This window comes from Streptococcus sp. Marseille-Q7156, assembly GCF_965119495.1.
Genome location: NZ_CBCPLU010000001.1, coordinates 1,731,414 through 1,753,609 on the forward strand (window position 1 = coordinate 1,731,414; position 22,196 = coordinate 1,753,609).

Here is a 22,196-nt window from a genome sequence, read left to right on the forward strand (position 1 = left end):
TTAGTTTAATATTTCCCCAACTCACGGAGACTGGTGTGATTTTCCTGAATGCGTCGGAACATCTTTTCCATATCCGACTTGGTGAAGTGCACCAAAACAGGACGTCCGTGGGGACAGTTGTAGGGATTGTCACATTGAGAGAGCTGATAGAGGAGTTGTCTAGCTGAATGATCATCAATACGATGGTTGGCCTTAATCGACCGCTTGCAGGACATCATAATAGCCAGCTCTGCTCGGTATTTCTTGATAGAAACTTCCTTGGTCAAGAGTAGCATATCACACATTTCATAGATGCCTGACTCAATCTCTTCTTCTGCCATCCAAATAGGATGTTCACGTAGGATAAATTGATTTTCCCCGTACTCTGCTAGAAAGACTCCAACTTCCTCCAAAAGTGCCATTCTTTCCTTAAGACGAAGGGCATCATCCGCTGGAAATTCAAAGATATAGGGCACTAGGAGTTGCTGCTGGCTCTGGTCAACATTGCCAATGCTTTCACGATACTCCTCGTACTTAACCCGTTCCTGAGCCGCATGTTGATCTATGATGTAGAGCCCATCTCGCCCTTGGGCAAAGAGATAGGTCCCATGCATCTGTCCGAAAAATTCCAATTCTGGAAAGCTTGATGATTCTTCTCGCTCCAGCTTGTCATAGGCCTTATCAAGACTAGCTAGGTCTAACTCTGGATGGTCTAGTTGGTCATAGTTAGCAGGCTTTCTCTCTGCAAAATGCAGTTTTGCTGGTTTGGTCAGCTGATCCAAGGTTTCCTTGGCAAATAAAGTTAAATCCTGTCCTTCATCAGTCAATTCTACCTGATAATCAGCTACTTCAGCTTGACTAGGTCTTGTCGGCTCAGTTTTCTCATAGTAGAGCGTATTTTCTTTGAGTGGAAGAATGGTTTGCTCCACCTTCTCACGATTGCGCACAGTCGATTTGGCAAGATTTTCCAAGGCATCTGGAATCAAGGTTTGTTCCTTGAGACTATTTGCAATAGCTTCTGAAACTAGGGTCATCAGTTCTTTTTCCTTGGAAATCCGCACCTCTTGCTTGGTTGGATGCACATTGACATCCGCTAGATAAGGGTCAATATGGATATGAATGACAGCCAGTGGAAAACGCCCCACCATGAGCTTACTGCCATAACCGTCAAGAATAGCACGATTGAGTAAAAAATTCTTGATATAACGGCCATTGATGAAGAGGCTGATATAGTTGCGATTAGCCCGAGTCAACTCAGGCAGGGAAACAAAGCCTGAAATTTCGAAATCAAGGTCAGAATTCTCAATTTCAATCATCTTCTTTGCACTCGCCAAACCGTAAATCCCTGCGATAGCCTGGCGCAGTTGACCAGTCCCTGCTGTTCGCGTCATTTCCTTGCCATCACTAATCAAGCTAAAAGAAATCTCAGGATGGGCCAAACCCAGACGATTGACAATATCAATGATATGAGACAACTCCGCCTGCTGGCTCTTCATATACTTGAGACGGGCAGGCGTGTTGAAAAAGAGGTCCTCCACACAAACCTTGGTTCCCACTGGACTGGTCGCTGGGATGACTTCTTCAACTTCTCCCCCACGCGCGACTAACTTGGTTCCATGACTAGCACCATCCACCGCCGTCAACAAAGTCAAGACACTAACAGACGCAATAGAAGGCAGAGCTTCACCACGAAAACCAAGCGTCCGAATCCGAAAAAGATCTGCTTGATTTTTTATCTTGCTGGTCGCATGACGACGCAGGGCCAATTCCACCTCATCGTGGGCAATTCCATGACCATTATCTGTGATTTGGATTTTCTTGAGACCAGCTTCCTCAATCTCAATGATAATCTGACTAGAACCCGCGTCAATAGCATTTTCTACCAACTCTTTGACCACACTGGCAGGACGTTCAATGACCTCTCCAGCCGCGATTTGGTTTGCCAGCACCTCTGGCAATTCAATAATATGAGACATTTTTCAGCCCCTTTCTGTATCTGTTTTCCTAGAAATTGATTAGTGCTATTATACCATATTTCAGATAGGACAGAAAAGCTCCACCACATAGGATACAAATCCCTCCACATAGACAAAGTCCCTTGCAAGGGGCTGAAAAATAGTGTTTAATAAAGATATACAGGAAGTGATCACAACCTTGTATAACTAAAAAGGAGAGAAGTTTATGAAAATAGAACTACAGATTAGTGAAACTTACGAAGAGGAAAAGCTGATTGTTCAAGCACCTCAAGAGACCGAAAAAGTCCAAAAAGTCATCGAGTTCGCAGAAAATCTTGACCGAAAAGAAAAAATCAAAGGTAAAATAGATAATCAGGTCTATCTCGTTGAGATTGTCAAGATTCAACGCTTCTATATCGAGAATCGGAAGGTTCTAGCAGAAACGGCGAGCCAGACCTACAGCATTGATTTACGGCTCTATCAAGTCCTTGAACTCCTGCCAACCAATTTTATCCAAATTTCCCAATCAGAAATCATCAATATCGACTCCATCTCCCATCTCAAGCTTACGCCCAACGGTCTGGTAGAAATTTTCTTGAAAAACGAAAGCTTCACCTATTCTTCACGCCGTTATCTAAAAACCATCAAGGAGAAATTAGAACTATGAAAAAACAAATCTTCCACGACGCAGCTACTGGTGTCCTCATCGGCCTCATCCTCTCTATCATCTTTTCACTCATTTATGCACCAAATACCTACGCTCCACTTAGCCCTGAATCTCTCGTCGGCCAAGTAATGACTCAACATCAAGTTCACGGTGCCCTAATCTTGCTCTACTGTACTCTTATCTGGGCAGCCATCGGCATTCTCTTTAGTTTTGGCAATAGCTTGTTCAAGCGTGACTGGAGCTTACTCCGTGCGACGCTTTCCCATTTCTTTCTCATGCTGGCTGGCTTTGTCCCACTAGCCACTCTGGCAGGTTGGTTCCCCTTCCACTGGATCTTCTATCTCCAGCTCATTATCGAGTTTGCGATTGTCTACCTCATCATTTGGACTATTTCCTATAAAAGAGCATCAAAAAAAGTAGACCATATCAATCAACTCTTGGAGCATAGAAAGTAAGAACCTCATAATAAGCAAAACCGAGAAAGAAACTTCTCGGTTTTGCTGTATCCTGCTGCACCTTTCTATCATAGCGGTTATTTTCAGATCTTCTTTGTAAATTTTCTGTAATTTTCTATCTTTTTTCAAAATATTCTTGCATTTTCCCAAAATTTTTTGTAGAATATAGATTACATATCCAGATTATTCTGAAAATTCAAAAAGGAGTATTTATCATGTCACAAGCTATTTCGTTAAATCAATCAACCTGGACAAGTAAACTAAAAGCAATGGGGCCTGGAATCCTAATGGCTTCTGCCGCTGTTGGAGGTTCTCACATTGTATCTTCTACTCAAGCTGGTGGTTCTTATGGGTGGTCGCTACTCCTCTTGGTCATCTTAGCCAATGTCTTTAAATATCCATTTTTCCGTTTTGGTGCTGAATACACAGCTGATACTGGAAAGACTTTGGTTGAAGGTTATGCCGAAAAAGGGAAACTCTATCTCTGGATTTTCTTTATCCTAAATGTCTTTTCGGCTATGGTCAACACAGCTGGTGTCGCTATTCTGTGCTCAGCTATCATCGCCAGTGCCTTCCCAATGATCGGTCTTAGCATCACTCAGTGGTCCCTCATTCTCGTTGCAATCATTTGGGCTATGTTACTCTTTGGAGGCTACAAACTCTTAGACGGCATGGCAAAATGGATCATGTCAGCTTTGACCATTGCAACTGTTCTTGCAGTTATCATCGCGGCGGTCAAGCATCCAGAATATAGTTCTAATTTTGTCGAAAAGACACCTTGGCAAATGGCAGCTCTACCCTTCATCGTTTCCCTCTTAGGGTGGATGCCGGCTCCTATTGAAATTTCAGCTATCAATTCACTTTGGTCTGCTGAAAAGAAAAAGACCGTCAACTTTAACACAGAGGACGCTCTATTTGACTTTAACGTTGGTTACATTGGAACAGCTATCCTAGCTGTGTTCTTTGTAGCACTGGGAGCATTGATTCAATATCCTACAGGGCAAGCAGTTGAAGCTGCTTCAGCCAAATACATCTCTCAATTCGTGGGCATGTATGCCTCTGTTCTTGGCGAATGGTCCCGTTACTTGATTACCTTTATTGCCTTCCTGTGTATCTTTGGAACAGTTATCACTGTTATCGATGGCTATTCTCGTGTCAATCAGGAATCTCTCCGACTGCTAATCAGTCAAAAAGAAGACAGTAGTAAATCTTTGAACATCTGGATGACCATCACTGCTATCATCGGTATCGTCATTATCAAGTTCTTCGCTGGTCAGGTTTCAACCATGCTCCGCTTTGCTATGATTGGTTCTTTCCTGACAACACCATTCTTCGCTCTTTTGAACTACGCCTTGGTAACGCGTGAAAACAAAAATCTTCCTTCTTGGCTCAAATACCTTGCCATTGCAGGATTGATTTTCCTCTTTGGCTTCGCCATCTTCTTTATCTATGCACTCGCAATCGGAAAAGCAGGTTAACTGACAAGCGCGAGATGAAGATAATACTCTTCGTAAATCAAATTCAAACCACGTCAACGTCGCCTTGCCGTACTCAAGTACAGCCTGCGGCTAGTTTCCTAGTTTGCTCTTTGATTTTCATTGAGTATAAGGTTTCATTTCAAGAGAAAATTCAGCAAATATTTCTATAATAAAAAGCATAAGAACAAGGTTTTGAATACCTGAACTTATGCTTTTTTACGTTCTCAAAGACTGTTTATACTCAAAAAACAGTTGAACAACTTCAACCACCTCTTATAAGAACTTTATACTATTCGAAAATCTCTTCAAACCACGTCAGCTCTATCTGCAACCTCAAAGCTGTGCTTTGAGCAACCTGCGACTAGCTTCCTAGTTTGCTCTTTGATTTTCATTGAGTATTAATTCTCCTTTTCCAACTCATACAAATCTGCGATAATAGCTGCGACACGTTTGATATCTTCCAGCATGCCTCGCATTTCAAAGTCAGCCAAGACAGGGAAACCAAAACGTTGACTGTATTGCTTGGCTGTCAGGCAGTATTGGTTATTAAAGTTACGATTTCCTGAACCAACCACGCCAAAACACTTACTAGCATTGTCACCATAGGCGATAAAATCCCCCACTGGTGTCGTCAAAATCTCTACATCTCCATTATCCACGCCATTCCCACCTTCAAGGTAGGTCGGTAGAAAGGCGACGTAAGGGTGGTCCATTTCATAGAAATCTTGGCCTTCCTTGACCAAATCCTTGATATGAATCTTTTGAACCTCAATCCCCTCGTACTGGGACAAGAGATAGTCTTTCAAGCGTGTCACAAAACTCTCAGTGTTGCCACTCAGACTGATATAAACTAAAGAAATTGTCTTCATATTTACCTCCATGATTTTATTTTTAATCGAAAAAGAACTACCAAGATTGTAACTTGATAGCTCTTTTTTGTCAATACTTAAGCAACTTCTTCTGTTTCCTCTTCTTCTGCCAAGGTTTTCTGTTGACGCCAAATCTTGTAGAAGACAAGAGCTAGGAAAAGAACATTGATGACGATAGAGAGAATACTAACGGCTTGTGAAATAACACTTATCCCTAAACGCATGCTTTCATCGTGAACTAACTGCACAGCGTCCTGTAAACCAACATAGCCATAAATCGAACCAATAATGGCTAGCAAAACATAGCCGACATAAGTATAGTTTGCATATTGCAAATTCTTACGAACAAGGAAGACAATCGCTACTGCAACTAAAATAGCAGATAGCACAATCAAGGCCATATTAAAAATAGAATGAGTTGATTCTGCTACTCTATAGGTGTAATTGATGTTGTCTTCTAATTGCTGAGCACTGACCCCTGCAACCTGTTTCTGAGCGGCAGCGGAACGAAGGACTTCTTTGCTAGGTATGGGACCCAACATTCCAAACAGAGATGAAACTGAAATAAGAGCAGACAAGATTAGCAAGACCCATAGATAAATCGGTTTCTTTTTCATGATAGAACCTCCTGATATTATTATTTATATTATAGCACCTTTTGTAAGGGAATACAAGTCTTATAGTATCGTTTCTACCTGTTTTCGGTAGGCTTTTGGTGATTTTCCGCACAATTTTCGGAACACTTTATAGAAATATCCCACGTTACTGTAACCAACAGCATAACAAATATCTTCGATACTGTCACTAGTTGAAAGCAAGAGCTGCTGGGCAGCCTTAATGCGTTGTTTGTTTAAAAGCTCTGCGAAGGTCGAATTGGTTTCACGCTTAATCAACTGTCCCAGATAGACAGGATTGATAAAAAGATCCTTACTGATATCCTTAAGGGAAAGTTCTTTCTGATAATCACGACCAATAACTTCTAGCACACTAACCACATTTTCATTCATTCGATATTGCCCAAAGAATCGGGGCAGAGTTTCCTTGATATAAGGAACCAATTCATCGAAGGTTTGAATAGCATGAATGGTTTTGACAATGTCCGTCATATCATCAGCTTTGAGGTGTTCAAACAAATGAAAGACATCCATGACAAACTGGATAAAAAGCTGTTTGGTAATCGGAACACGCGGCGTATTTTCAAGAACCACCTTCTCCAAAAGGTTCAACTCTTCCACGATTTGATTGAGATTCCCCTGAATGATAACCCTATAAATCGGTTCGTAATAGGCAAAGAGACTCTGAGACTGTTTTAGATTTACAGAACCGTAAAAGAGGGCTTTCTCAGCATTCAGCTTCCAGCGTTCAAAGTGTTCTTGATAGGGAGCTTCAAAGGGAGTAACGACTAAACCATCTAGGGCTTGGTCAGAAATGAAAATCTGCCAGTCTTGGCCTAAGACATAGTAGGGAATGGTGAAGGAGCCTTGTTTTTCCTTGGATAGACCTATCCACCAATTCTCCTTATCCCCTAAATAACTAACAAATCCAGCCTCATCTAAATCTTGACTGAGAGTCTGACTTTTCTTTCCTCTCTCGCCGAGCTGACCTGCAATCTTCTCCAGCAGATTTCCCAACTCTACCTTATCAACAGGTTTGACCAGATAGTCCACCACACTAAGGTTCATTGCTCTTTTGACATAATCAAACTCCTGATAACCCGAGAGCAAGATATAGGCAGCATCTGGTAATATCTCTTTCATTTCCCGAATCATGTCAAGTCCTGTTTTGTCGGGCATATTGACATCGGAAATGACCACATCTACTGGATTTTCCTGCACATATTCTAAAGCTTCATCGGCATGACTGGCTGTTGCGACGACCTCCATATCCCACTTATCAAAGGGAATCAAACGCTTCAGACCTTCTGTCACCATGTACTCATCATCTACTAATAATACTTTATACATTTTCTCCCTTTCTACTCATCTTGAATTGTAATACGATACTGAACACCTGCTTGCTCTGCAGACTCTACACTAATGGCATAGCGGTCTCCAAAATAGAGCACAAAACGCTCATGTACATTGGCAATCCCGATAGACTGCTTTTGATCACTGTAACTGGCTTGGTGTTCAAAATGTCTCTGACTTAATTTTTCTCGGAGATTTGCCAGCTTTTCAGACGACATACCACGACCATTATCTACTACTAAAATTTCCACAAAACCATCTCGTTTAAGCGCCTTGATGCTAATCACATTATCTGTCCGTCTGTGGTCAACACCATGCGCGAAATAATTTTCTACCAGCGGTTGCAAGGTAAACTTGGGAATCTTCATATTCTCTAACTCTGGGTCTATCTTGAAACCATAGGCAATGGACTTGGGATAGCGAACCATGCAGAGATAGCTGTATTTACGGCAAAATTCTAATTCCTGTTTGAGGAGGGTTTCTCTTTCGTCAGAAATATTATTACGCAAGAGACTACTAAACTCATAAATGATATCCGCCAACTCGTCTTGACTCTGCATAACTGCATACATGCGCAAGAATTCCAGCGTATTATACATAAAATGAGGATTGATTTGAGCCTGTAAGGCTCGCATATTGGCATCTTTTTGACTAAGCTCTAACTGGTAAATATCATGGATATTCTTTTCCAATCGATCCAACATATCATTGGTGGTCTCCGCGATTAAGAGCAATTCCTGATCCTTTTCAAGTGTGTCAATACGAAGACCTTCCTCTCCTTGGGCAATAGCTTGGATGGAATCCACCAAATCCACTACCTGCTTTTGGTAATTAGCAAAGGTCTGCCTCAACGTCAGATAGAGAATGACAATAAAGAGAAGGCTCAAACCCACAATCAAAGCCGAGCTGGTCACCGTTCCTTGTAAAACAAAATTTTTGGGAACTGCCACCTGAACCTGATAGCCATGAGAGGTCACACCGACAAACCAGTTCTCATGCTCCCTATTGACCCTCTCACCAATATGAAAAATCTCCGTATCAAAAGGCGATGTCACAGTGACAGCCATCGGGATATGACCTCGGGTATTGTCTACAGCATGGTATAAGATTTCTGGATCCAAGGAAATATAAACAACCCCTATAGATTGATCCGTCGCTGGATCTAAAATAGGAACTCCAAAACTATTGGCCTCCGGTTTAAAGCCTTCCGCAAGTACCGAATGACCACCTCTCTCATTTCTGCTCGAAACATAAACTTCTTTAAAGTCCTGCAAAACGATTGCAACACCCGTTATATAGTCATTTTGAACATACAGGTCATCAATATTTTCATACAGAGAAATAGAAGTTGACGAAGCCGCTTGATGCTCCAACAACCAATAAAAATACTCAGAAGTTGACAGGCTAAAGTACTTATAAACCCCTTGTATACGGTCTTGATTGGCTACTAAATCTTGCGCTAGTTGAGCTGACTCGCGATAATAATATTCCACCTCTTCGACTGTTCGAGTGGTTACACGCTGGGCTACTCTTTGAGCTTCCTTTTCCCGTGAATCCCAGTCAGCGTAAGAGAGTAAGATTGCAAAACTCGCAATAATAATTATCATAACTGAACTGTAGGTTCGCAGAAGCGTATGTAGCCAAAACTGCTTCATTCTATTTTGTCGCCAATTTTTCATGGATACTTTCATAGACAGGTTCCAACATATCACTGATAAAGAAATGCCACATCCCAATTCCTACAAAGAAAAGTAGGGCAGGCATATAGTAACCAATTGCCACAAGTAGCACTGTCCCAAGGAGAACCTTGGCCACAGCTGATAGGCTCATAAAGATGCCAATCAAGGATAGTTTGAGACTATTTCGATAAGACAAGTCAAAATAAACTTGTAATTTCAAAGATACTGTATAAGCCAAAAAGATCAGGGCAACTACTAGAACATTCAAAAATGTCGCAATCAAATGAATAATAGTCTGATGAGGCAATTGTACCAAGAGATACAGGCCATAGACCAAAATCAAATCCACTCCTAGAAAGCTATAGAAAATCAGATTGCTTGAGACAAAATTTTGCTTATAAAGAGACCAGACCTCCTTCAAACTATATTCCCGAAAGCTATAACCATGTTCTGCATATAGGCTCATCAAGGTGGCGCTAGCCGGCGCTAGACCAAGAATAATCCCTCCTGCTAAGGTTAATAGCCAAAAGAAGGCTGTCGCAATCATCCCTAAAAAGAAACGATTAAAGACAAAGTCTAAAAATCTCCCCATGATATCCTCCTAAAAATAACTATGAAACTATTATATCATATTTCAAGCGTTTTCAAAAAATTCTAGTGCCCATTTACAATCCCATCAAACCGTGATACAATGAGAATTGTGAAAAAATGATCAGGAGACAATTCATGAAGAAATCTATCTTAACTACACTGCTTTTTGCAGTTCTTTACTTCCTCTGCATGGGGATTGGTGTCCTTTTGGGCAATCTCTTTGACCAAACTGGAAACATGTTTTATGCGCCTGCTTTTACTGCCCTTGTCGGCGGTAGCGTCTATATGATTCTGGTCGCAAAAGTTCCGCGCTTTGGAGCCATTACCACTATCGGCCTTGTCATCGCCCTCTTTTTCTTGGGAACTAAACACGGTGCTGGTGCCTTCCTTCCTGGAATTATCTGTGGTCTGCTAGCAGATGGAGTAGCTAACCTAGGAAAATACAAGGACCAAACAAAGAATTTCCTTTCTTTCATACTCTTTGCCTTTAGCTCAACTGGTCCAATCTTACTTATGTGGATTGCCCCCAAAGCCTATATAGCAACCCTTCTAGCAAGAGGAAAATCCCAAGAATATATCGACCGTATCATGGTTGCTCCAAATCCTGGAACCATCCTTCTATTTATCGCAAGTGTTGTCATCGGAGCCCTAGTGGGGGCCTTGATTGGACAAGCCTTGAGTAAAAAATTTGCACAGAAAATCTGATTACTAAAAAAGAGCCACACGGCTCTTTTTTATTTATGGCTCAATTTCTTGGTCAAGAAGTCTCCCAAGAATTGGATTGCAAAGATAATCAAAATGATAATGATAGTTGCCAAGATGGTCACATCGTGATTGTAGCGGTTAAATCCATAAGCGATGGCTACGTTACCAATACCGCCAGCTCCAACCGCACCAGCCATAGCTGTTTCACCAACAAGGGAAATCAAGGTCACAGTCGTCACACGAATCAAATCTGGAAGACCTTCTGATAGGTAAACACCCACGATATCCCAGAAGGTCGCTCCACTCGCTTGAGCCGCCTCAATGACACCACCATCTAGCTCAGCCAAGACAACCTGCACCTGACGAGCAAAAAAGGCAAAGACTGCAAAAGATAGGGGTACAATAGCCGCATTTGGTCCGATACTTGTTCCTACGATTAGATGAGAGAAGGGTGACAAGACTGCCAAGAGAATAATAAATGGCACCGCACGGAAAATAGAGGTGATTTTATCCAAAATCCAGAAAACGACCTTATTTTCCAAGACACCACCTGGCGCTGTCAAGACAAGGAAGAGCCCTGCAACAAGCCCCAAGAAACCTCCGATGATGAAAGAAAGAACTGTCATATAAAGGGTTAGGTAGATGGCTGTTCCCCAGCCTGCTTGACCAGCCCAGCCCATCTTATAGACATTTGGCAAATAGGTTTGAATCAATGATTCCATCTTACTGTCCTCCCTTCAATACTTTTAGCTGTACGCCTGCTTGACGAATGGCTTCTTGGGCACCTGCCAACGCTACTTTTTCACCTGATAAGACCACCACCAATTCTCCAACAGGAGTTCCATCGAGGATTTCAATATTTCCATAGAGAATATTAGCCGTTACTTGGTAACGCTTGTACAATTCATTCAAAAGCGGCTCGTCTGTTGAAGCACCTGCATACTTGAGCTGCACCAAAAGGCTGTTTTCAGACAAGTGTTCCACGATTTCTTGCTTCTCAATCTTGACCATAGCTTCGTCAATACCTGTGGCTGTTGAGATAAAGTCTTGAGTCAAAGGTTGTTTAGGATCTGAGAAGATTTCAAGAACACTACCCTCCTCAATCAAATGCCCATCCTGCATAACTGCCACACGGTTGGCAATGTCTTTGACAATCTGCATTTCATGCGTAATCAAGACAACAGTTAAGCCTAATTTTTGGTTCAAATCTTGCAACAAGGCCAAAATCTGCTTAGTAGTCTTAGGATCAAGGGCAGAAGTTGACTCATCTGAAATCAAGATTTTTGGATCATTTGCCAAGGCACGCGCAATGGCCACACGCTGTTTTTGCCCTCCAGATAGTTGAGAAGGATAGTTTTCAGCACGGTCTGCCAAGCCAACCAAGTCCAACAATTTAGCTACTTTAGCCTTCTTTTCTTCCTTGCTGAGTCCAGAGTGTTTAAGGGCAAAGGCCACATTCTCCTCTGCTGTCTTTTGGCTCATCAGGTTAAAATGCTGGAAAATCATCCCGATATCTTGACGTTTACGACGCAACTGCTCTGCCGTCAAGGTAACTTTGCCATCAAAAATCACATCGTCGTCAATGGTAATTTTCCCTGCAGATGGTTTTTGCAAGAGGTTAATCACCCGTACAAGGGTTGATTTCCCTGCTCCAGAATATCCAACGATTCCATAGATATCCCCTTCTTGGATGTGAATGGTCACATCCTTGACCGCTGTGATAGTTCTCTTCTTTTGATGAAAAGTCACATCGATCTGATCTAACTTGATAATATCTCTACTCATAGCTTCTAATCAGCTCCTCTACTAATTCAATATGGGTGTAATAATCGGCGATTCGCACGTTCTCATCTCCACCGTGGTCTCGGCTATTAGCATTTCCTAGACCGAAGGCCACCATCGGCACCTCTAGGGCATCAAAGACCGTATGCATAGGCCCTGTCCCCGCTGTAGTTGGCAATACTGAAACGCCCTGTGGATAGAATTTCTTGGCCAACTCGATTACATTGAGAATGGCTGGCGCGCTCATGTCGCTTCGATAGCTCATCTCTCCCAAGGTATAGTATAATTCTACCTTATCAAAGCCATTTTTGTCTAGCTGTTTCCGAATTTTTTCCAGAACATCATGCGGTTCTAGACCAGGAACCAAACGAACTTCTAGCTTAGCACTGGCTTCTGCTGGCAAAATCGTTTTGACTCCTTGTCCTTGGTAACCTGACTGAATCCCTTCTATATTAAGAGCTGGCTCGAAAAAGAAACGTTTTAGAAAGGCTGCGCGGTCCTCTTGTAAGAGAGGCAATTCCAAACCATAAATCTGGCTGATTTCCTCTGGATTTCGTTGGGCGTAAGTGTCCACCAAGGCCAATTCCCGTTCATTTGGCTCCTGCACTTCTTCGTACAAGCCTTCAACCAAGATACGGCCATCTGCAGCGCGAAGAGACTGTAAGGCTTGGAGAAGATACCAAGGAGCTGATTCCACAACCCCACCATAACTAGAGTGGATATCGACATCAGCGCTTTTTACCTTGGCATCAAAGGTCACAATCCCCTTATTTCCACCAGAAATTTCCAGCTGTTCCAAGGCATTTTTGGTTCCTTGTTCCCAGACCAACAAATCTGCACCACGGAGTTTATCCGCATGTTTTTCCAGATACTTATCTAGGTCTGTCGAGGCCGATTCCTCCGCTCCCTCCATGATAAAACTGATATTGACAGGCAGGTCATCATGGTGCTGCATGTATTTTCTCAAAGCACTCAAACGAGCTGTGATATGACCCTTATCATCGTCAACTCCACGCCCATACATGAAGCCATTGCGGACCGAAAGCGTAAAGGGATCCTCTGTCCAGACCTGATCCCCGTCCGCTGGCACAGTGTCATAGTGGTTATAGAAAATCAAGGTTTTGGCATCTGGACGCGAACTCTTGAAATGCGCCATGACAAAAGGCGCCGTATAAGTCTCATCAATCTCCACTTCAGCCCCAACACGCTTAAAAATCTCACCCAGATAGTTGGCAACTTCTTTGAGCCCCACCTGTTGGGCAAAGACCGACTTCTTAGAAATCAAGGTACGCAAAACCTCAAAATAATGCTGGGCCACATGATCCTTTTCAAATTTTTCAATCTGTTCTTGTTCGCTAGGAAAAACCATATTCTCTCTACCTTTCTATGAACTACTCTTCCTGACAATCCATGCTCTATACAAAAGCAAGAGGTGGAATTTTCTCTCCCACCTCCCTGTTTCTTATTACCAAACTGGTTGATCCAAACCGTCTGATGTTTCTTCGATAACTTTTTTCACGTCATCTGTGTGGTAAGCTGCGATCACTTTCTTGATAGCATCAGCCTTAGGTGATGTTTCCCAATCTTTTTTCGCAACGATGATGTTGTACCATTGTTTTGAATTTTCATCAGCTTGTTCTTTGAAGAGCGCTTTCTTGTAGTCCAATTTTGCTTCTGTAACGAAGGTATTGTTTACAACGGCAGCATCAACTGATGACAATGAACGAGCTGTTTGGCTAGCGTCCAATTCAGTGATTTTCAAGTTCTTTGGATTTTCTTTGATGTTAGCAACTGTTGCAAGAGCAGTTCCTGAAACGTCCAACTTAATCAAGCCAGCTGATTGAAGCAAGTAAAGCGCACGGCTTTCGTTTGTAGCATCGTTCGGTACAGCGATTTCTCCGTTTGCTGGGATGTCTTCTACTTTAGTGTACTTGTTGTCGCCTCCATTCAAACCTGAGTAAAGGCGGATTGGAGAGATGTAAGTATCTGCAATCGCTACAAGGTCTTTTCCGTTTTCTTTGTTCCAGTTGTTCAAGAAGTTATAGTGTTGGAAAGCGTTCAAATCTACTTCGCCATCAGCAGTTGCCTTGTTTGGTTGTGAGTAGTCTGTGAACTCTGTAAATTCCAAAGTAATACCGTCTTTTTTAACCAATTCTTGAATTTTGTCCCAACGTTTTTCTTCAGAACCGCTACGGTTAACAGTTGCAATTTTAATAGTTGTTGCATTGTCTGCTTTCTTTTCTGAGTTTCCGCAAGCTGCAAGAGCCAAACCTGCGACTGTAGCAAGGGCTGCTACACCAAGCCATTTTTTAATTTTCATGATTCTTTCTCCTTAAAAATAATACCGTACTAGTATCTCACAATTTGTTTGATTTCACAAATTGTTATTAGATAGCCAGATATATAGTTTAAAACTATATCCCTAAAAACTGAGAAATCATCCACCTTATGCAGAATGGATGACTTCAAGAAATTATTTAATATCAGCTTCTGCTGGTAGATAAGTGTCTCCGAAGAATTGTTTAGACAATTTTTCAAGCGTTCCGTCTTTGTAGAGTTCTTGGATACGTTTGTCTACAAATGTTTTCAACTCATCTTGACCTTTAGCAAGAAGTGGGTAAACGTAAGGTTGTTGGTCGCTTGGAAGTTCAATGACTTTCAAGTTGTCCAAGCCTTGGTTCTTGATGACTGTTTCAACACCGATTTTATCAAAAATCTTGTAGTCAAACTGACCATCGCTCAAGCGTCCCATGATTTGTTGGAAGTCTGCTCTAGTATAGTTAAGGACAGTTGGATTATCTGAGTGTTGCTTGTTGTAGTCTTCTAACTGTTTAGCAGATGTTGTCCCTTGAACAACTTCTGTTGATTTTCCACCGATATCATCAAGCGATTTGATGCTAGAGTCGTCTTTTTTCACTACAAGAACGTTAGGGTTTTTAGCAGTTGGGGCTGCATAAAGGTATTTCTCCGCGCGTTCTTTAGTGTAGCTGATGTTGTTAACGGCCATTTGGTAACGGTCAGCGTCAAGTCCTGCAAAGACTCCTGACCACTCTGTCTTCTCAAACTTGACATCATACTTGTCAGAGTCTTTAAAGATAGCGCGAACCACTTCAATTTCGTAACCAGTCAATTCACCATTTTCTTCATAGTTGAATGGTTTTGGTGAAGCATTGGTTGCAACGATAATTTCCTTCTTGCTAGCTGCTTCTCCTTCTTTCTTAGCACCACCTGAGCAAGCTGCTAGAACACCTGCAGCAACAAGCCCTAGGGCAGCAAGAGATGAGTATTTAACGATTTTTTTCATGTCATTTCCTCCAAAATAGAATACCTTATAATCTTAACAGAAAAAGAGCATTTACGCCATTATATGATATCTATCTCTGTGATAGGTTTTCTTTATGGCTGATTTATACTCAATGAAAATCAAAGAGCAAACTAGGAAGCTAGCCGCAGGTTGCTCAAAACACTGTTTTGAGGTTGGAGATAAGACTGACGAAGTCAGTTACATATACCTACGGTAAGGCGACGCTGACGTGGTTTGAAGAGATTTTCGAAGAGTATTAAAAGGCCAAACGCAAGACTGCAATCAAGACCACTCCAAAGAGAACTGTTCCGACTAGATTGCGGTAGCGAAAGGCTACCCAAGCTGTTGGAAAGACAGCTAAGAAGTCCAGCCATTTGATTTGAGGAAGGCTGCCAACCTTGCCTGTCACTACGCTTGAAAGAATCAAGGCAAAGATAATAGAAACGGGCAAGAACTTCAAAAAACGCTCAACGATTGCAGGCAAACCCTTATACTTGACCAAGATGAAGGGAATCATACGGGGAATCCAAGTCACCAAGCCAGAGAAAATAACTGCTAATAAAAGATACTTACTGACCATCTAAAACCACCCCCATTGTACAACCAAGTAGCGTCGCAAACAGAACAGCTAGCGACTGAGACACCACTGTTAAGAGTAAAAAGAAGGACACCGCAACAACTGCTAGGATAATGAGCAGATTGCGGACAGGAATCCGTCTTTGCATAATCTGGAATTGCGAAGCAAAAATCCCGATGAACATCCCAACCAAAGCAAAGTCCAGCCCAAAGATTTCTGGATTTGGCAGCAGGGCACCTAGAGCTGTTCCAACCACTGTCCCCACAAACCAAGCCACATAGCTGTTGAGATTGTTTCCGTGCATCCACATAGGATTGACCTTGTCTGTATGGGCCAATTCACCCATCAAAACGCCGTAAGTCTCATCTGTCAAGAGGCTAGACATACCGATATTTTGCCAGAGACTGGTATGACGGAAATAGGTTGACGCATGCAAGCTCAACAAAAAGAGACGCAAATTGATTAGAAAAACCGTCATAGCAATAGCTGCCACAGGAGCTTGAACCGCAATCAGTGCCAACATGGCAAACTGGGCACTCCCAGCATAAACAAAGAGGCTCATCAAGCCCATCTCTACAGGTGTCACATAGGGCGCACCAATAATCCCACAGGCAAGGCCAATACTGACATAACCAAGGGCCGTTGGCATGGCTGCCTGTGCCCCCTCCCAGAATCCTTTTTCTTTCATCTTTCTCCTCATATTGTCTTAATAAATGGGCTGAAAAGGCTCCAGCCACAGCATGAACTATTATAACACATTCAGGAAAGAGAAAAAAGTCTGTTGATTGTAATCAGACAGACTCCATTTTATTCCATAGTATCAAAAGCGAGACTTGGTTTGGCATTGAGGTCCAAGTTTGCAAAGTTTTCTTTGTTCCACTCGCTGACGCTGGCATAGGCAATCATACCTGCATTGTCTCCGCAAAGACGCAGAGGTGGAATGATGATCTTGACATCTGTGATTTCAGTTGCTAGGTGTTCTCTGAGGCCTTTATTGGCTGCCACGCCACCTGCCACGACAAGGGTTTTAACAGGGTATTTCTCCAAAGCCTTCTTAGTTTTTGCCATAAGAATATCCAAGACAGCTGCTTGGAAGGAAGCACACAAATCCTCTGTGGACAAGCTTTCTCCCTTTTGCTCGGCATTGTGGTGAAGATTGATAAAAGCCGATTTCAAACCTGAGAATGAAAACTCCAGATTATCTTCCTTAATCATGGCACGAGGAAAATCATAAATATCCTGTCCCTGATGAGCTAGCTCGTCAATCTCACGACCTGCAGGATAGGTCAAGCCCATGACACGGCCGACCTTATCATAGGCCTCACCAACCGCGTCATCTCGCGTTTCTCCAACAATCTTGTAGTCACCCGCCTCAGAAACATAAACCAACTCTGTGTGTCCACCGCTGACCAAGAGGGCTAGCAAGGGAAACTCCAAAGGCTCCACGCTCTGAGCTGCCATGAGGTGACCAGCCATGTGGTTAACAGGGATGAGTGGAAGTCCATGTGCCCAAGCAAAGGCCTTAGCAGCTGACAAGCCAACTAGCAAGGCTCCGACCAAGCCTGGTCCATAGGTAACAGCCACAGCTGTCACGTCCTCTTCGGTAATCCCTGCTTCTGCCAACGCCTCCTCGATGCAGGCTGTAATGACCTCGACATGGTGACGACTGGCTACTTCAGGCACTACGCCCCCAAAACGTTTGTGACTCTCAATTTGACTAGCAATGACATTGGACAAGAGCTCATCGTCGTTTTTCAAGACGGCGACACTGGTCTCATCACAGGATGTCTCAAATGCTAAAATATATCTATCCTTCATCTATTTCTCTCTTCATGATGATGGCGTCCTCGACTGGATCATGGTAGTAGGCCTTGCGCTCAGCGATGACCGCCATCTTTTCTTTCTTGTAAAATGCTTGCGCTCGTTGATTTGACCTTCTGACTTCGAGGAAAATCTCCTTGTCTGTCGGCAATTGAGCAAACAAGGCTGACGCAATTCCCTGACCCTGATAGGCTCCTTTGACAGCGATTTGCAGGACTTCTGCTTCAAAGATATTTTCCTGCACAGCTAGAAATCCAATCACTTCGGCCCCATCATAAGCCAGAACATACCAAGTCTGGTCTTGGGACAGATCTGCTTGGATTTGTTCCAGCGTCCAAGGACTGACTGGGTAAACAGCTGCCATCACAGCGTAGATGGCTTGAGCCAAGTCAGGTTGCTGTTGGATTCGTTTGATTTCTATCATAGGCGTTTAATGTAGGACTCGCCAGATTCAGTGTGGTTCTTGAGCCAGTTTTCCTCAGCCTCGACTCGTTTGAGGTAATTCGGCACAAAATCATGCAAGGAGTCTGCTTCCTTGTCCCAGGCCCAGAGAGCTAGATTAGCTGCATTTGGCAAGGTTTCTTTGAGATTAGTCCTTGGCAAGTGTTCTTGAATCTGCTCCACAAAGGGGCCAACTTCTCCGACAAAGGTTACTTGACTAGCACCCTTGATTAACTCAATCACTCGCTCAAAAGGCAGGTGCGCTTCTGGCATGACAGGTTTGGCATTTTCATAAAATCCTGCATAAACATTGTTGCGACGCGCATCCATCAAAGGAACGAACAAGCCTTCTTGTTGGTAGGGCACCAGAGCCAAGAGGCTAGACATACCAACCAACTCAATGTTCAGAGTATGAGCCAAAGTCTTGGCAGTTGCTACCGCAATTCGCAAACCTGTGTAGCTACCTGGCCCTTCCGCTACCACGATTCGATCCAAATCCTTGGGCGTCCAATCCAAACTTGCCATCAAAAAATCGATGGCAGGCATAAGGGTAATACTGTGATTTTTCTTAATATTAATCGTCGTCTCGGCAAGAACCTGCTTGTCCTCTAAAATAGCGAGAGAAAGAGCCTTGCTAGACGTATCAAAAGCTAATACTTTCATAACACATTCCTATCTTTTTGTCTGCTTACTATTATACTACAAAAGCTGGCACATGGGAATTTTCTTTGCCCCCAAACAAAAATGCCTATACTTAGCTAAAAAATAATTCGCAAATAAAATTCAAAAAAATGCTCACTTTTCCTTTTCTTTTCCGAATATAAAAGTGAACAAGAAAAAAGGAGGAAAGTTCAATGACAAATTTTGACGTTCTTGACAATCAATTTTTATCCCTATCTGAAAATGAATTATCAGATATTGATGGCGGTCTCGCTCCCTTGGTTATCTTTGGAGTAGCAGTATCTTGGAAAGCTATTGCAGGTGGAACAGCACTTGTAGGTTCTGGTTTGGCAGCTGGTTATTTTTTAGGAGGAGATTAATATGATGAAAGATTTAAACAACTATCGTGAAATTTCTAATAAGGAATTGCAAGAAATCAAGGGTGGTTTTGGTGTAGGTGTTGGTATCGCTTTATTTATGGCAGGTTATACCATTGGGAAAGATCTCCGTAAAAAGTTTGGTAAGTCATGCTAGATAAAAGATACATTTTTAGAAGGATAAATTTTATTATCTTTATCTCTTACAGTTTGCTAAGCATTCTCAATGATTTAAACATTACTACTATCCCTTTACCAATTGATCTATCTGTTTGTATTGTTTTATTTTTATGCTTCAACTCTATTTTTGAGCAGAACAATGACTCCCATAAAAATAATAAGCTCTGAAAATTCCATTGTCATGTCATTTAGAAAAATGCAAAGACCGCCTCATCTTGATAGATGGGGTGGAATTTTCGTGTCATGAATCTACTATCTTTTACCCCAAAACAAAAATGCCCCAGCATAAGCGGGGCATCTAAGCATTTAATCCAAAGTAAAATACAAACCAAACGACATAGGTTACGAGGAGGAGAAAAAGCGAGTAGAGAGTCACAAAGGTAATTTTCCACAAGAACTTGGTTTGTCGTCGTTCCAGTTTGGCAAATAGAAGATTCCCCGCATAAACGCAAGCAACAAAAACAATAAAAGCTACCAAGCGAGCTCCGATAGCAAAAGCAAATAAGTTATACATAGGGCAACCTCCTTGACTTAAAAACTATATGGAATTATGACAAGCAATAAATTTCACTTCCATTATCAACATAACACATTTTCTTTATTTTTGCAAGCGCTTACTCGGCGAATCGACCCATGACTTTCTCGTTTCCGTCTTTTACTAATTTTTCATTTTGTGGTATAATTGAAATAATTGTAACGAATCAAGGTCAATCTAGACACAAAATGGAATGAAATCAAGCAAATCTATGCTAAAAGTTTGGAATAAGCTGACCTGTAAAATAGAAAGGAACTATATGATTTACAAAGTTTTTTATCAAGAAACAAAAGAACGTAGCCCACGTCGTGAAACAACACGCGCACTTTACCTAGACATCGATGCCAGCTCAGAACTTGAGGGTCGTATCGCTGCTCGCCAACTTGTCGAAGAAAATCGCCCAGAGTACAATATCGAGTATATCGAACTCTTGTCTGACAAATTGCTAGATTACGAAAAAGAAACTGGCGCCTTCGAAATTACGGAGTTCTAATATGGCCTATACTCTTAAACCTGAAGAAGTTGGCGTTTTTGCCATCGGTGGTCTGGGAGAAATCGGGAAAAACACATACGGGATTGAATACCAAGATGAGATTATCATCGTCGATGCTGGGATTAAATTCCCAGAAGATGACTTGCTGGGTATCGACTATGTCATTCCTGATTACTCCTACATCGTAGACAACATCGACCGCGTCAAGGCTGTTTTGATCACACACGGACACGAGGACCACATCGGTGGGATTCCATTCCTGCTCAAGCAAGCAAATGTCCCTATCTATGCCGGACCACTTGCCTTGGCTTTGATTCGTGGGAAACTCGAAGAACACGGCCTCTTGCGCAACGCCAAACTTTACGAAATCAATCACAACACTGAGTTGACCTTTAAAAATCTCAAGGCAACTTTCTTTAGAACCACTCACTCTATTCCAGAGCCTTTGGGGATTGTCATTCATACTCCTCAAGGGAAAATTGTCTGTACGGGTGACTTCAAGTTTGACTTAACACCAGTTGGTGAACCAGCAGATTTGCACCGTATGGCAGCCCTTGGTGAAGACGGTGTACTCTGTCTCCTGTCTGACTCAACAAATGCAGAAGTGCCAACCTTTACCAACTCTGAAAAAGTCGTTGGTCAGTCCATCATGAAGATTATCCAAGGTATTGAAGGACGTATCATCTTTGCATCCTTTGCCTCAAATATCTTCCGTCTCCAGCAAGCAACAGAAGCCGCTGTTAAGACTGGACGTAAGATCGCGGTCTTTGGTCGTTCCATGGAAAAGGCCATTGTCAACGGAATCGATCTTGGCTACATCAAAGCTCCTAAAGGAACCTTTATCGAGCCAAATGAAATCAAAGACTACCCTGCAGGCGAGGTTCTTATCCTCTGTACAGGTAGTCAGGGTGAACCTATGGCGGCCCTCTCTCGTATCGCCAACGGAACCCACCGTCAGGTACAACTCCAACCAGGCGATACGGTTATCTTCTCTTCAAGTCCAATCCCTGGAAACACTACTAGCGTCAACAAGCTGATCAACGTCATTTCTGAAGCTGGTGTCGAAGTTATCCACGGTAAGGTTAACAATATCCATACATCTGGACACGGTGGTCAGCAAGAGCAAAAACTCATGCTCCGCTTGATTAAGCCAAAATACTTCATGCCTGTCCACGGTGAATACCGCATGCAAAAAGTCCATGCTGGACTAGCAGTGGATACTGGTGTTGAGAAGGACAATATCTTTATCATGAGCAATGGTGATGTGCTTGCCCTTACTGCTGATTCTGCTCGTATCGCAGGCCATTTCAACGCCCAAGACATCTATGTCGATGGAAATCGTATCGGTGAAATCGGTGCTGCTGTCCTCAAAGATCGTCGTGATTTATCTGAAGATGGTGTCGTTCTGGCAGTCGCAACTGTTGACTTCAAATCGCAGATGATTCTATCTGGTCCAGACATCCTCAGCCGAGGCTTTGTCTACATGAGAGAGTCTGGCGACTTGATTCGCCAAAGCCAGCGTATCCTCTTCAATGCAATTCGTATCGCACTAAAAAACAAGGATGCTAGCGTGCAATCTGTCAATGGTGCCATTGTCAACGCTATTCGCCCCTTCCTCTATGAAAATACAGAACGTGAACCGATTATCATCCCGATGATCCTCACACCAGATGAAGAATAA

Annotated in this window: 26 protein-coding genes; 9 read left to right on the plus strand and 17 right to left on the minus strand. The window is 42.6% G+C overall.

Features of this window, described 5'->3' with window-relative positions; all coding sequences use genetic code 11:
* Nucleotides 1-5: 5 nt before the first annotated feature.
* Entirely contained in the window at nucleotides 6-1,955 is a 1,950-nt protein-coding gene (gene mutL, locus ACWPV5_RS08060) for a DNA mismatch repair endonuclease MutL (RefSeq protein WP_254753636.1), read from the minus strand.
* A gap of 205 nt (nucleotides 1,956-2,160) precedes the next feature.
* Between mutL and ACWPV5_RS08065 the strand changes: the two genes are divergently transcribed.
* The 3 genes from ACWPV5_RS08065 (at nucleotide 2,161) to ACWPV5_RS08075 (ending at nucleotide 4,534) form a co-directional block, all read left to right on the plus strand.
* Nucleotides 2,161-2,601, plus strand: coding sequence for a LytTR family DNA-binding domain-containing protein (locus ACWPV5_RS08065; protein ID WP_265526493.1), 441 nt, complete (start codon nucleotides 2,161-2,163; stop codon nucleotides 2,599-2,601).
* Nucleotides 2,598-3,056 carry a DUF3021 domain-containing protein gene (locus ACWPV5_RS08070; RefSeq protein WP_261062930.1) on the plus strand — a complete coding sequence of 153 codons (459 nt, stop codon included), beginning with the start codon at nucleotides 2,598-2,600 and terminating at the stop codon, nucleotides 3,054-3,056. Before ACWPV5_RS08065 ends, ACWPV5_RS08070 begins: the two co-directional genes overlap by 4 nt.
* Nucleotides 3,057-3,271: 215 nt before the next feature.
* Nucleotides 3,272-4,534 (plus strand): divalent metal cation transporter, encoded by a 1,263-nt coding sequence (locus ACWPV5_RS08075; RefSeq protein WP_265526494.1) that lies wholly within the window; start codon nucleotides 3,272-3,274, stop codon nucleotides 4,532-4,534.
* Nucleotides 4,535-4,932: 398 nt separating this feature from the next.
* Here the strand turns inward: ACWPV5_RS08075 and nrdI are convergent, their stop codons facing one another.
* The 5 genes from nrdI to ACWPV5_RS08100 form a co-directional block, all read right to left on the minus strand.
* Entirely contained in the window at nucleotides 4,933-5,403 is a 471-nt protein-coding gene (nrdI, locus tag ACWPV5_RS08080; protein ID WP_050209058.1) for a class Ib ribonucleoside-diphosphate reductase assembly flavoprotein NrdI, read from the minus strand.
* 77 nt (nucleotides 5,404-5,480) lie between these two features.
* Entirely contained in the window at nucleotides 5,481-6,020 is a 540-nt protein-coding gene (locus tag ACWPV5_RS08085; RefSeq protein WP_454383283.1) for an ABC transporter permease, read from the minus strand.
* A 60-nt stretch (nucleotides 6,021-6,080) separates the two neighbouring features.
* Nucleotides 6,081-7,367: a response regulator transcription factor gene (locus ACWPV5_RS08090; protein WP_454383285.1), complete on the minus strand. Its 1,287-nt coding sequence runs from the start codon at nucleotides 7,365-7,367 to the stop codon at nucleotides 6,081-6,083.
* A gap of 11 nt (nucleotides 7,368-7,378) precedes the next feature.
* Nucleotides 7,379-9,049, minus strand: coding sequence for a sensor histidine kinase (locus tag ACWPV5_RS08095; protein ID WP_454383287.1), 1,671 nt, complete (start codon nucleotides 9,047-9,049; stop codon nucleotides 7,379-7,381).
* Nucleotides 9,027-9,641 carry a YesL family protein gene (locus tag ACWPV5_RS08100; RefSeq protein ID WP_454383289.1) on the minus strand — a complete coding sequence of 205 codons (615 nt, stop codon included), beginning with the start codon at nucleotides 9,639-9,641 and terminating at the stop codon, nucleotides 9,027-9,029. The genes ACWPV5_RS08095 and ACWPV5_RS08100 overlap by 23 nt, the downstream gene beginning before the upstream one ends.
* Nucleotides 9,642-9,775: 134 nt before the next feature.
* On the opposite strand from ACWPV5_RS08100, the gene ACWPV5_RS08105 reads away from it, so the two are divergent.
* Nucleotides 9,776-10,345 (plus strand): MptD family putative ECF transporter S component, encoded by a 570-nt coding sequence (locus ACWPV5_RS08105; protein WP_101782095.1) that lies wholly within the window; start codon nucleotides 9,776-9,778, stop codon nucleotides 10,343-10,345.
* A gap of 29 nt (nucleotides 10,346-10,374) precedes the next feature.
* Here the strand turns inward: ACWPV5_RS08105 and ACWPV5_RS08110 are convergent, their stop codons facing one another.
* The 5 genes from ACWPV5_RS08110 to ACWPV5_RS08130 all read right to left on the minus strand — a co-directional run bounded on the left by ACWPV5_RS08110 (nucleotide 10,375) and on the right by ACWPV5_RS08130 (nucleotide 15,431).
* Nucleotides 10,375-11,067 (minus strand): methionine ABC transporter permease, encoded by a 693-nt coding sequence (locus ACWPV5_RS08110; protein ID WP_000444647.1) that lies wholly within the window; start codon nucleotides 11,065-11,067, stop codon nucleotides 10,375-10,377.
* Nucleotide 11,068: 1 nt separating this feature from the next.
* Nucleotides 11,069-12,130: a methionine ABC transporter ATP-binding protein gene (locus ACWPV5_RS08115; RefSeq protein WP_261026029.1), complete on the minus strand. Its 1,062-nt coding sequence runs from the start codon at nucleotides 12,128-12,130 to the stop codon at nucleotides 11,069-11,071.
* A complete protein-coding gene (locus tag ACWPV5_RS08120) occupies nucleotides 12,123-13,496 on the minus strand; it encodes a M20 family metallopeptidase (RefSeq protein WP_033684439.1) in 1,374 nt (457 codons plus the stop codon). Before ACWPV5_RS08120 ends, ACWPV5_RS08115 begins: the two co-directional genes overlap by 8 nt.
* Before the next feature lie 96 nt (nucleotides 13,497-13,592).
* Nucleotides 13,593-14,447, minus strand: coding sequence for a MetQ/NlpA family ABC transporter substrate-binding protein (locus ACWPV5_RS08125; protein ID WP_261054810.1), 855 nt, complete (start codon nucleotides 14,445-14,447; stop codon nucleotides 13,593-13,595).
* A 153-nt stretch (nucleotides 14,448-14,600) separates the two neighbouring features.
* Nucleotides 14,601-15,431 (minus strand): amino acid ABC transporter substrate-binding protein, encoded by an 831-nt coding sequence (locus ACWPV5_RS08130; RefSeq protein ID WP_020901826.1) that lies wholly within the window; start codon nucleotides 15,429-15,431, stop codon nucleotides 14,601-14,603.
* A 94-nt stretch (nucleotides 15,432-15,525) separates the two neighbouring features.
* Here ACWPV5_RS08130 and ACWPV5_RS08135 point away from each other — a divergent pair, with 94 nt between their 5' ends.
* Nucleotides 15,526-15,648, plus strand: a complete 123-nt coding sequence (locus ACWPV5_RS08135; RefSeq protein WP_041171571.1) for a hypothetical protein — start codon at nucleotides 15,526-15,528, stop codon at nucleotides 15,646-15,648.
* 39 nt (nucleotides 15,649-15,687) lie between these two features.
* On the opposite strand, the gene ACWPV5_RS08140 is transcribed toward ACWPV5_RS08135, so the two are convergent.
* The 5 genes from ACWPV5_RS08140 to tsaB form a co-directional block, all read right to left on the minus strand.
* Entirely contained in the window at nucleotides 15,688-16,011 is a 324-nt protein-coding gene (locus tag ACWPV5_RS08140; RefSeq protein ID WP_049495458.1) for an AzlD domain-containing protein, read from the minus strand.
* Nucleotides 16,001-16,696, minus strand: a complete 696-nt coding sequence (locus tag ACWPV5_RS08145) for an AzlC family ABC transporter permease (RefSeq protein ID WP_219967145.1) — start codon at nucleotides 16,694-16,696, stop codon at nucleotides 16,001-16,003. The genes ACWPV5_RS08140 and ACWPV5_RS08145 overlap by 11 nt, the downstream gene beginning before the upstream one ends.
* Nucleotides 16,697-16,815: 119 nt before the next feature.
* Nucleotides 16,816-17,826 carry a tRNA (adenosine(37)-N6)-threonylcarbamoyltransferase complex transferase subunit TsaD gene (gene tsaD / locus ACWPV5_RS08150; RefSeq protein ID WP_454383294.1) on the minus strand — a complete coding sequence of 337 codons (1,011 nt, stop codon included), beginning with the start codon at nucleotides 17,824-17,826 and terminating at the stop codon, nucleotides 16,816-16,818.
* On the minus strand, nucleotides 17,816-18,253 hold the full coding sequence (gene rimI, locus ACWPV5_RS08155) for a ribosomal protein S18-alanine N-acetyltransferase (protein WP_219967147.1): 438 nt from the start codon (nucleotides 18,251-18,253) through the stop codon (nucleotides 17,816-17,818). Before rimI ends, tsaD begins: the two co-directional genes overlap by 11 nt.
* Nucleotides 18,250-18,933, minus strand: a complete 684-nt coding sequence (tsaB, locus tag ACWPV5_RS08160) for a tRNA (adenosine(37)-N6)-threonylcarbamoyltransferase complex dimerization subunit type 1 TsaB (protein WP_049521944.1) — start codon at nucleotides 18,931-18,933, stop codon at nucleotides 18,250-18,252. Before tsaB ends, rimI begins: the two co-directional genes overlap by 4 nt.
* Before the next feature lie 191 nt (nucleotides 18,934-19,124).
* On the opposite strand from tsaB, the gene cibA reads away from it, so the two are divergent.
* Both cibA and cibB read left to right on the plus strand, forming a co-directional pair.
* Nucleotides 19,125-19,310: a fratricide two-peptide bacteriocin subunit CibA gene (gene cibA, locus ACWPV5_RS08165; protein ID WP_000180843.1), complete on the plus strand. Its 186-nt coding sequence runs from the start codon at nucleotides 19,125-19,127 to the stop codon at nucleotides 19,308-19,310.
* Nucleotide 19,311: 1 nt separating this feature from the next.
* A complete protein-coding gene (cibB, locus tag ACWPV5_RS08170; RefSeq protein WP_000974047.1) occupies nucleotides 19,312-19,464 on the plus strand; it encodes a fratricide two-peptide bacteriocin subunit CibB in 153 nt (50 codons plus the stop codon).
* A 321-nt stretch (nucleotides 19,465-19,785) separates the two neighbouring features.
* Here cibB and ACWPV5_RS08175 read toward each other — a convergent pair whose 3' ends face one another.
* Complete coding sequence (locus tag ACWPV5_RS08175; RefSeq protein WP_000282478.1) at nucleotides 19,786-20,001, minus strand: hypothetical protein; 216 nt, start codon at nucleotides 19,999-20,001, stop codon at nucleotides 19,786-19,788.
* A 280-nt stretch (nucleotides 20,002-20,281) separates the two neighbouring features.
* Between ACWPV5_RS08175 and ACWPV5_RS08180 the strand changes: the two genes are divergently transcribed.
* Together ACWPV5_RS08180 and rnjA are read left to right on the plus strand one after the other, a co-directional pair.
* The gene (locus ACWPV5_RS08180) at nucleotides 20,282-20,515 is read left to right on the plus strand and encodes a DNA-dependent RNA polymerase subunit epsilon (RefSeq protein WP_000639572.1); all 234 of its coding nucleotides are present in this window, start codon (nucleotides 20,282-20,284) and stop codon (nucleotides 20,513-20,515) included.
* A 1-nt stretch (nucleotide 20,516) separates the two neighbouring features.
* Nucleotides 20,517-22,196, plus strand: coding sequence for a ribonuclease J1 (gene rnjA, locus ACWPV5_RS08185; protein WP_219967148.1), 1,680 nt, complete (start codon nucleotides 20,517-20,519; stop codon nucleotides 22,194-22,196).

What these genes read in the sequence shown, in the direction of transcription:
- mutL (WP_254753636.1), bottom strand. Translation starts at nt 1,955, where the DNA reads ATGTCTCATATTATTGAATTGCCAGAGGTGCTGGCAAACCAAATCGCG.
- ACWPV5_RS08065 (WP_265526493.1), top strand. Translation starts at nt 2,161, where the DNA reads ATGAAAATAGAACTACAGATTAGTGAAACTTACGAAGAGGAAAAGCTG.
- ACWPV5_RS08070 (WP_261062930.1), top strand. Translation starts at nt 2,598, where the DNA reads ATGAAAAAACAAATCTTCCACGACGCAGCTACTGGTGTCCTCATCGGC.
- ACWPV5_RS08075 (WP_265526494.1), top strand. Translation starts at nt 3,272, where the DNA reads ATGTCACAAGCTATTTCGTTAAATCAATCAACCTGGACAAGTAAACTA.
- nrdI (WP_050209058.1), bottom strand. Translation starts at nt 5,403, where the DNA reads ATGAAGACAATTTCTTTAGTTTATATCAGTCTGAGTGGCAACACTGAG.
- ACWPV5_RS08085 (WP_454383283.1), bottom strand. Translation starts at nt 6,020, where the DNA reads ATGAAAAAGAAACCGATTTATCTATGGGTCTTGCTAATCTTGTCTGCT.
- ACWPV5_RS08090 (WP_454383285.1), bottom strand. Translation starts at nt 7,367, where the DNA reads ATGTATAAAGTATTATTAGTAGATGATGAGTACATGGTGACAGAAGGT.
- ACWPV5_RS08095 (WP_454383287.1), bottom strand. Translation starts at nt 9,049, where the DNA reads ATGAAAAATTGGCGACAAAATAGAATGAAGCAGTTTTGGCTACATACG.
- ACWPV5_RS08100 (WP_454383289.1), bottom strand. Translation starts at nt 9,641, where the DNA reads ATGGGGAGATTTTTAGACTTTGTCTTTAATCGTTTCTTTTTAGGGATG.
- ACWPV5_RS08105 (WP_101782095.1), top strand. Translation starts at nt 9,776, where the DNA reads ATGAAGAAATCTATCTTAACTACACTGCTTTTTGCAGTTCTTTACTTC.
- ACWPV5_RS08110 (WP_000444647.1), bottom strand. Translation starts at nt 11,067, where the DNA reads ATGGAATCATTGATTCAAACCTATTTGCCAAATGTCTATAAGATGGGC.
- ACWPV5_RS08115 (WP_261026029.1), bottom strand. Translation starts at nt 12,130, where the DNA reads ATGAGTAGAGATATTATCAAGTTAGATCAGATCGATGTGACTTTTCAT.
- ACWPV5_RS08120 (WP_033684439.1), bottom strand. Translation starts at nt 13,496, where the DNA reads ATGGTTTTTCCTAGCGAACAAGAACAGATTGAAAAATTTGAAAAGGAT.
- ACWPV5_RS08125 (WP_261054810.1), bottom strand. Translation starts at nt 14,447, where the DNA reads ATGAAAATTAAAAAATGGCTTGGTGTAGCAGCCCTTGCTACAGTCGCA.
- ACWPV5_RS08130 (WP_020901826.1), bottom strand. Translation starts at nt 15,431, where the DNA reads ATGAAAAAAATCGTTAAATACTCATCTCTTGCTGCCCTAGGGCTTGTT.
- ACWPV5_RS08135 (WP_041171571.1), top strand. Translation starts at nt 15,526, where the DNA reads ATGGCTGATTTATACTCAATGAAAATCAAAGAGCAAACTAGGAAGCTA.
- ACWPV5_RS08140 (WP_049495458.1), bottom strand. Translation starts at nt 16,011, where the DNA reads ATGGTCAGTAAGTATCTTTTATTAGCAGTTATTTTCTCTGGCTTGGTG.
- ACWPV5_RS08145 (WP_219967145.1), bottom strand. Translation starts at nt 16,696, where the DNA reads ATGAAAGAAAAAGGATTCTGGGAGGGGGCACAGGCAGCCATGCCAACG.
- tsaD (WP_454383294.1), bottom strand. Translation starts at nt 17,826, where the DNA reads ATGAAGGATAGATATATTTTAGCATTTGAGACATCCTGTGATGAGACC.
- rimI (WP_219967147.1), bottom strand. Translation starts at nt 18,253, where the DNA reads ATGATAGAAATCAAACGAATCCAACAGCAACCTGACTTGGCTCAAGCC.
- tsaB (WP_049521944.1), bottom strand. Translation starts at nt 18,933, where the DNA reads ATGAAAGTATTAGCTTTTGATACGTCTAGCAAGGCTCTTTCTCTCGCT.
- cibA (WP_000180843.1), top strand. Translation starts at nt 19,125, where the DNA reads ATGACAAATTTTGACGTTCTTGACAATCAATTTTTATCCCTATCTGAA.
- cibB (WP_000974047.1), top strand. Translation starts at nt 19,312, where the DNA reads ATGATGAAAGATTTAAACAACTATCGTGAAATTTCTAATAAGGAATTG.
- ACWPV5_RS08175 (WP_000282478.1), bottom strand. Translation starts at nt 20,001, where the DNA reads ATGTATAACTTATTTGCTTTTGCTATCGGAGCTCGCTTGGTAGCTTTT.
- ACWPV5_RS08180 (WP_000639572.1), top strand. Translation starts at nt 20,282, where the DNA reads ATGATTTACAAAGTTTTTTATCAAGAAACAAAAGAACGTAGCCCACGT.
- rnjA (WP_219967148.1), top strand. Translation starts at nt 20,517, where the DNA reads ATGGCCTATACTCTTAAACCTGAAGAAGTTGGCGTTTTTGCCATCGGT.